Origin of the sequence: Novosphingobium colocasiae (genome assembly GCF_014652555.1) — a bacterium.
GTDB classification, from domain to species: Bacteria; Pseudomonadota; Alphaproteobacteria; order Sphingomonadales; family Sphingomonadaceae; genus Novosphingobium; species Novosphingobium colocasiae.
In genome coordinates this window covers 1-1,549 of the sequence record NZ_BMZA01000054.1, presented here as the reverse complement: position 1 = coordinate 1,549, position 1,549 = coordinate 1, and the positions used below count along the sequence as shown (strand labels likewise).

Below are 1,549 nucleotides of genomic sequence, written 5' to 3'. Positions count from 1 at the left end.
TGACATGCTGGGTCTCCTTGTTGCCCATTATGCCTCGCCACACACGGAAATCCTGACAGTCCCGCGGCAATATCTTCAGGGCGCTGTCCCTGATGGCGTGGCCGGGCCGAGAGCTTGCGATAGCCCATGGCCCGAAGTTCATGCCCCAGCGCCTGCTTGCTGATCGAGACTTCGAACTCCTCCCATAGCCACTGAACAAGGTCGATGATCCGCCAGCGAACCACACCATGAACCGCAGGAATAGGGCCCGCTTCGATGGCTTCGGCCAGCGCGCGGCGATGGCCGTCGTCAAGGATCGTATCCGGCCCCGGCGCCTTGCGCGTTTCCAGACCATCAGGGCCATACGCGTTGAAGCGCAGCACCCAATCCCTGACAATCTGCAGCGTAACCCCGCCGACCCTGGCTGCGTCACTTCGGCTTCCGCCGTCCAGGATCGTTGCAATCGCCAGAAGACGGCGGACCTGGTCCGCATCCTTGGCGCGGCGAGCAAAAGCCCGAACATGCCCTGGACTGAAATCACCGCGAACTCTGATCGCCGCTGCCATCGCAAAACTCCAACCGTTCGCGATGGTGAAGCACCTCAGCGCCAAACCCGATACCCCCAGTAAGTCAGATTCCACAGGTTTTGGTATAAGACCGTATGTCCGTTTCGTGAAAGATGTTGGTTCGCCCTACACTGGTGCTCCGAGGAGCTCTCGTTGCGCGAGAACCGCCGGATCAAGGCTGCCCTGCGCATGGCCCGGTTGCCAGTCGTCAAGACGTTGGCCGGATACGACTTCTCGTTCCAGCCATCGCTCGATCGCAACCGTATCCTCGCGCTCGCTGGCCTCGACTTCATCGAAAGGGCCGAGGTCGTCCACCTGCTAGGACCGCCGGGCACCGGAAAAAGCCACATTGCGACCGCGCTGGCGGTCGAGGCCGTGCGCGCCGGCAAGGCGGTCTACTTCATCCCGCTTGCCGATCTGATCACCCAGCTTGCCAAGGCCGAACGCGAAGGCACGCTTAGGGAGAAGATCCGCTTCCTCACCAGGGCATCGCTCTTGGTCGTCGACGAGATCGGCTACCTGCCGGTCACACCCGGCGGCGCCAACCTGTTCTTCCAGCTCGTCAACGCTCGCTACGAAAAGGGCGCCATGATCCTCACCTCCAACCGCGGCTTCGCCGAATGGGGAGAGGTCTTCGGTGATCCCGTCGTCGCCACAGCCCTGCTCGACCGGCTGCTACACCACGCCGTCGTCATCCAGATCGAGGGGTCCAGCTATCGCATGCGTGAGCACGCGGCGCTCGTGCCCGAAAACGTGCGCAACGGCGCCGCCTTCAATCCACGCCCGCCCAAACGCCGCGGCTGACCGTCGATGAAAGGAAAAGCAGATCTCGAATACGGCTGATCACCGCGCCATCCCAAACCGCCAACCTAGGGAATTTTGGGCGCCCACATCCGGGGAAAGTTCGGTGCCCGTTGACAGGTGGAGATGGGACCTGAGAGACGTCGTAACCGTGGGCTGTAGGCCGCCTTGCACGGCGCGGGATTGAAGCGCTGATAGCCGCT

The 1,549-nt window shown here is 62.4% G+C and carries 1 protein-coding gene and 1 pseudogene; one reads left to right on the top strand and one right to left on the bottom strand.

What is annotated here, in order from left to right; all coding sequences use genetic code 11:
• Positions 1-545 (bottom strand): helix-turn-helix domain-containing protein (locus tag IE122_RS18605; protein ID WP_189622634.1); only part of this gene is annotated, 545 nt, incomplete at its 3' end.
• Between the two features lie 138 nt (positions 546-683).
• Between IE122_RS18605 and istB the strand changes: the two are divergent.
• A pseudogene (istB, locus tag IE122_RS18155) lies at positions 684-1,349 on the top strand (IS21-like element helper ATPase IstB); the annotation flags it as partial.
• Between the last annotated feature and the right edge of the window lie 200 nt (positions 1,350-1,549).